The sequence below is a fragment of the uncultured Dialister sp. genome (assembly GCF_900538805.1).
Taxonomy (GTDB): Bacteria; Bacillota; Negativicutes; order Veillonellales; family Dialisteraceae; genus Dialister.
Genome location: NZ_UPZP01000123.1, coordinates 1 through 5510 on the forward strand (window position 1 = coordinate 1; position 5510 = coordinate 5510).

5 protein-coding genes are annotated in these 5510 nt (G+C 53.7%); 4 read left to right on the top strand and 1 reads right to left on the bottom strand.

Going from position 1 to position 5510, the window contains the following annotated elements; genetic code table 11:
- The 4 genes from QZQ29_RS08655 to QZQ29_RS08670 all read left to right on the top strand — a co-directional run.
- The coding region (locus QZQ29_RS08655; protein WP_296962371.1) for a hypothetical protein at window positions 1–218 on the top strand (218 nt) is incomplete at its 5' end.
- A 486-nt stretch (window positions 219–704) separates the two neighbouring features.
- The gene (gene serC, locus QZQ29_RS08660; protein ID WP_366663873.1) at window positions 705–1778 is read left to right on the top strand and encodes a 3-phosphoserine/phosphohydroxythreonine transaminase; all 1074 of its coding nucleotides are present in this window, start codon (window positions 705–707) and stop codon (window positions 1776–1778) included.
- 22 nt (window positions 1779–1800) lie between these two features.
- On the top strand, window positions 1801–3390 hold the full coding sequence (gene serA, locus QZQ29_RS08665; RefSeq protein ID WP_296962373.1) for a phosphoglycerate dehydrogenase: 1590 nt from the start codon (window positions 1801–1803) through the stop codon (window positions 3388–3390).
- Between the two features lie 9 nt (window positions 3391–3399).
- Window positions 3400–4038, top strand: a complete 639-nt coding sequence (locus tag QZQ29_RS08670; RefSeq protein ID WP_296962375.1) for a histidine phosphatase family protein — start codon at window positions 3400–3402, stop codon at window positions 4036–4038.
- Between the two features lie 684 nt (window positions 4039–4722).
- Here QZQ29_RS08670 and QZQ29_RS08675 read toward each other — a convergent pair.
- Window positions 4723–5349, bottom strand: a complete 627-nt coding sequence (locus QZQ29_RS08675; protein WP_296962378.1) for a hypothetical protein — start codon at window positions 5347–5349, stop codon at window positions 4723–4725.
- Window positions 5350–5510 lie beyond the last annotated feature (161 nt).

The window sequence follows — 5510 nt, forward strand, 5'->3', positions numbered from 1 at the left end:
TTAAGGAGCCTCATGACGAAGCAGTGCATGAAAATTCTTATAAAAGCAAACTCTATGAATTAATCAGTGCTTCCCTAGTGAATCAGCGCTTCCCTGATATCATTATTTCGCATGATAGTATGCATGAATGTATTATAGCACGATTAGCAATGCCGTTAAAGGGGGGCGCAGAGGTAAAAGTTCTTAAGATTGACCGGGCTATGGCCGGAGGGTTCTGAGGTTTGACAGCCCCTATGGGGTTGAGGGTTGCGGATTGCATCCCCGCCACCACCCTTTGAACCTTCTGCCCCCTTCTCTACCTTTTGAACCTGCACCGCAATACAGTCCCACTATTTCTAAAATTTCCTTCTTGACAAAGTGAAAGGGCCGGGGCTATAATTCAGCCATACGAAACAGGCGATGATGAAGAAGGGGTAATGAGACTTTTTCAGAGAGGCAGCGGCCGGTGAGAGCTGCCAAAGGCTGATTATCTTTCCACTTCGGAGACATGGATGAAGAATCTTTCGGGTAGGCCCGTTACAGCCTGTCAAAGATGGCCTTTCGGCAATTTGGGTGGTATCGCGGGTGCTCTCGTCCCTTAGTGGATGGAGAGCGTTTTTTTATACCTGCTTCTTCCTTTTGCCGTGGCTAAATTGGGTGGCACCGCGAGAAAAGAGAAGCTCGTCCCATGGGACGTCTTCTCTTTTTGTGTTATTTGGAGGTTTATGATGAAGAGAGTATTCAATTTCAACGCCGGCCCGTCCCCTATGCCCCTGGAGGTTTTGGAGGCTATGAAGGAGGATCTCACCAATTTCAAAAACACAGGCATGGGCATTACGGAAATCAGCCATCGGTCCAAAGAGTTCCAGGATATGCTGGATGAAACGAAGGACCTGCTCAGGCAGCTCATGCACCTTGCTCCGGATTATGAAATCGTATTCGTCCAGGGCGGCGGCACCATGCAGTTCCTCATGACGGGGTACAATTTCCTTCACACCAGGGCGGCCTATGCGGACACCGGCGTGTGGGCCCATAAGGCAAGGAACACCGCCGCCTTCTTCGGCGAAACCTATGACGCCAATTCTGCCAAGGATAAAAATTACTCCTACATTCCGGATACCTATGATATCAAACCGGATACGGACTACCTCTACATCTGCGCCAACAACACCATTTACGGCACGGAGTACCGGAAATTTCCGGAGGTGAAGGTGCCCCTCATCTGCGATATGTCTTCAGACATTCTTTCCAGGGATATCGATTTCAACAAGTTCGACATGATCTGGGCAGGTATCCAGAAAAATCTGGGCGCCGCCGGTGTGGCACTTGCCATCATAAAAAAGAGCCTTCTGGAAACGGCCCGCACCGATATTCCGGAATTTCTGCAGTATAACACCTTCGTGAAGAAGGACTCCACCTACAATACGCCGCCGGTTTTCTGCATTTACACCCTGAACCGCATGCTCCACTGGATCAAAAACATGGGCGGCCTCAAAGCCATCGAGGAAAGAAACAAGGTGAAGGCAGCCCTCATTTACAACGTTATCGACGAGAGCGGCGGTTTCTATAGGGGCCATGCGGAAAAGGAAGCAAGGAGCCGCATGAACGTGACCTTCAACCTGGCCAATGAAGCCATGGAGAAGGATTTCGTGGAAAAGGCCAAAGCCAATGATTTCATCGGCGTCAAGGGCCACCGTCTGGTGGGAGGCCTCCGGGTGTCCCTCTACAATGCGGTAACGCCGGAAGCAGCGGAAGCGCTGGCCCAGTTTATGAAAGAATACGAAAGAACAAACGGATAATATTTCAAAGGAGGAAATCATTATGTTTAGAATTTTCATCACCGCCGACGTAGCCAAGGAAGCCAAGGAAATCCTGGAAAAGGAATTTATCGTAGATATCCAGCCCAACATGAAGGAAGAGGAGCTTTGCAAGGTCATCGGTGACTACGACGCCATCATCACCAGAAGCCAGACGAAGGTAACGAAAAAGGTCATCGACGCAGCCAGGAACCTCAAAGTCATCGGCCGCGCCGGCGTAGGCATCGACGGCATCGACATTAAGGAAGCCACCCAGAAGGGCATTACCGTGGTGAACACGCCGGAATCGAATACCATTGCAGCCTGCGAGCACACCATCGCCCTCATGCTGTCCATGACACGCCACATTCCCCAGGCCCACCAGTCCATTATGGAAGGCCGCTGGGACAGGAAGAGCTTCACCGGTATCCAGCTCCTGAACAAAACCGTGGGCATCATCGGCGTCGGCCGGGTAGGCTCCAACGTAGCCAAGCGCCTGCAGGCCTTCAACATGAAGACCATCGGCTATGACCCCTACATTCCGCTGGAAAGGGGCAAACAGCTGGGGGTAGAGCTGGTGGACCTGGACACCCTCCTGAAGGAATCGGACTACATCACCCTCCATACACCCCTCACCGATGAAACCCGCGGCATGATCGGCAAAAAAGAAATCGAAAAGATGAAAGACGGCGTCCGCATCGTCAATGCATCCCGCGGCGCCGTGGTGGACATCTACGCTCTGGCAGAAGCACTGAAGAGCGGCAAAGTGGCCGGCGCCGGCATCGACGTATGGCCCAATGAACCGCTGAAGCCGGAGGATAACCCCTTCCTGGGCATGACCAATGTAGCTTTGACTCCCCATCTGGGCGCTTCCACCAAAGAAGCCCAGGCCGGCGTTGCCACCGACGTGGCCATCGGCGTCATGCAGGCCCTCCACGGAGAACCGGTAGCCACCGCCGTGAACGCTTCCCCCATTACCAAAGCCACCCTCCATGTCATCCAGCCCTACTTCGACCTCTGCGAACGGATGGGCAATATTGCCATCGACCTGGCCGGCGGCCGCATCAACAGAGTCAATGTAGAATACACCGGTGAACTGGCGGAAACAGAAACAGCGCCCCTCACCACCGCCGTACTGAAGGGTCTCCTGGCACCGGTGCTCCAGCAGACAGTAAACTTCGTCAACGCCAGGGGCATTGCAGAAGAAAGGCACATGGACGTACGGGAAGTGAAAGCCAAGAAGGGCCACTATTTCACCAACACCATTTCCCTCACCGTGGACACCGACAAGGGCAGCCACCGCATCACGGGCTCCCTCTTTGACCGGAAGGAAGCCAAAATCGTTTCCATCGACCATTTCCGTGTGGACATCGAACCGAAGGGCTGCATCATCATTGCGCCTCATGAAGACAAACCCGGCATGATCGGCCAGGTGGCTTCCGTTCTGGGCAGGGAACACATCAACATCAACGGCATGCAGGTAGGCGCCGGCAAAGAAGCAGGCACCAACGTCATGGTGGTGGCCGTGGACAAGGACATTCCCTCCGCCCTCATCCCCGCCCTTATGAACATCGACGGCATTCACGACGTCAAAGTCGTTCACTGTGAACATTAAGGAGAACCTATGATACGCATCATCCTTCTCCGCCATGGAGAAACCACCTGGAACATCGAAGGCCGCTACCAGGGACAGGAAGACACGCCCCTCTCCGAAAGGGGATGGGAACAGGGCCGAAAAGCGGCGCTGGCCCTGAAGGACGTGCCCATTGACCGGGCCATTTCCTCCCCCCTCTCCCGCTCCTATGAAACCTGCCGCATGGCAGCGGACTACCACCACCTCACCGTGGCAAAAGACCGGCGGCTCACCGAAATCTCCCACGGCCTTTGGGAAGGCATCCACGCCGATGAAATCGAAGCCCGCTACCCCAAAGAATTCCACCTCTGGCACACACATCCCGAAATGGTCCAGATGCCCGAAGGAGAATGCCTGGAAGACGTACGGAAACGGGCGCGGGAAGCCTTCGACGAATACGCAGAGAAATATGACGGCGAAACGGTGCTCGCAGCCGCCCACGACGCCGTAAACAAAACCATCATCTGCGACCTTCTGGGCCTCGACATGAGCCACTTCTGGCAGATCAAGCAGGACAACGCCTGCATTAACGTGCTGGAATGCGACAAAGGCACCTGGCGCCTGGTCACCTTGAACAGCACCGCCCACCTGGGATACCTGGTGAGCGGTATAGAGCAGAAGGGGCTGTAGGATAAAAGGGAGCTTTGCAAAAATGTGCAATCATTTTTACAAAGCTCCCTTTTGACATGGGTTCAAAGAGTTTAGAAGGTTCAGAGGGTTCAGAGGGTTCAAAGGGTTCAAAGGGTTGTGGTATCGCCCTGGCGGGCGATGAGTTTTATAGTCAGCGTTACGTGCTATCCTTCCTGACTTCAACCGTCATCCTGAGCGACAGCGAAGGATCTCGGTACTTGAATACTATGAGACAAATGCCGTTAAATACCGGTCGGCAGGAAGGCCGCCGTTTGGCGGTCACACCAGCATAGAGTATCTTTTGACCTTTTCCCCTCGTACACCCTTTTGCCACTTCGTGGCATTTTCCCTCAAGGGAAAACAAGGCGTTACGGGATTTGCTTTTTGTGTCACCAGCGCCGCATAACGAAGAGCAAAAGCCCCCTTCCTCTGGAAGGGGGTGTCGCCGTAGGCGACGGAGGATAGCGGATTTTCGTAGAAAATCCGAGGCCCCAGAGGGGCCTGATGTGACACATTTCTGAAAAGCCGCCTTTCGGCGGCGCCTTTGCTTTCGCAAAGGCCTATCCTCACCGCTCCGAGGAGCTCCTTCCAGAGGAAGGAGCCAAATTACGGGATTGCCCTTTGTGTCACCAGTGCTGCATGATGCAGCGGTAAGCGGATAGCGGTAAGCGGACAGCGGCTACCTCAGCCCTTCATCACAGCCTTAGGCGTTTTATCTTCCGTTTCTCCGGTGAGGCTTTTAGACACATCCGTAGGCACCCGGCGGTAGGGGAATGTTTTGTACACCTCTTTCATGATATCGTCAAGGATGTACACATTCCGCACGGTCCCCTCATCTTCCGTGGCAAAATAGGTTCCCCTGTCGTCCCGCACGGTGCCGTCGGTTTTCTTATAACTGTAAATGTCCACCATGGCCCTGGTCTGAACGATGGCGTCGCCGTCATCGAAGAGGAAACGATGGAAAATCCACTGCTGCCACTGAATCACCGGCATGACAACGATATCCGCCCCCGACTCCTCTGCCAGACGCGGCAGATCCGACGGGGAAACCGTGCCTTCATAGCCCATGGTATCCAGGGTTCTGTAATAGGGATAGCGAAAAATCTGCTTCATTTCGCGGTTCACATAAGAAGCCGCTTCTCCGCCGTTTCCTCTCACCCGGGGCGAAAGAAGAAGCACTGTCCGGGTATTGTCAAAATACCCCATCTTCCGGTTCATCTCCTGCTCATCCGACGCTTCCGCCAGAAGGCCTATGGACAGGGCAAAAAGAAATGAGAGTAAAAAAGCCATGATTTTTTTCATATTTTTCATGGAAGCCTCCTTTGGCGCCCTCCGGGCGCCGGGTTGACAGCCGCTGTGCGGCTGAAGTTTGACGGGGCTTTCGCCCCGAAGGTTCTAGGGAAGCGCTGATTAAATCGTTATCGGATTTCATTCTTGTATTTTTATTCAATGCAAGGAATCAGTCGACGCGA

Coding starts and splice junctions, on each gene's coding strand:
- serA (WP_296962373.1), top strand. CDS start 1,801: ATGTTTAGAATTTTCATCACCGCCGACGTAGCCAAGGAAGCCAAGGAA.
- QZQ29_RS08675 (WP_296962378.1), bottom strand. CDS start 5,349: ATGAAAAATATGAAAAAAATCATGGCTTTTTTACTCTCATTTCTTTTT.
- serC (WP_366663873.1), top strand. CDS start 705: ATGATGAAGAGAGTATTCAATTTCAACGCCGGCCCGTCCCCTATGCCC.
- QZQ29_RS08670 (WP_296962375.1), top strand. CDS start 3,400: ATGATACGCATCATCCTTCTCCGCCATGGAGAAACCACCTGGAACATC.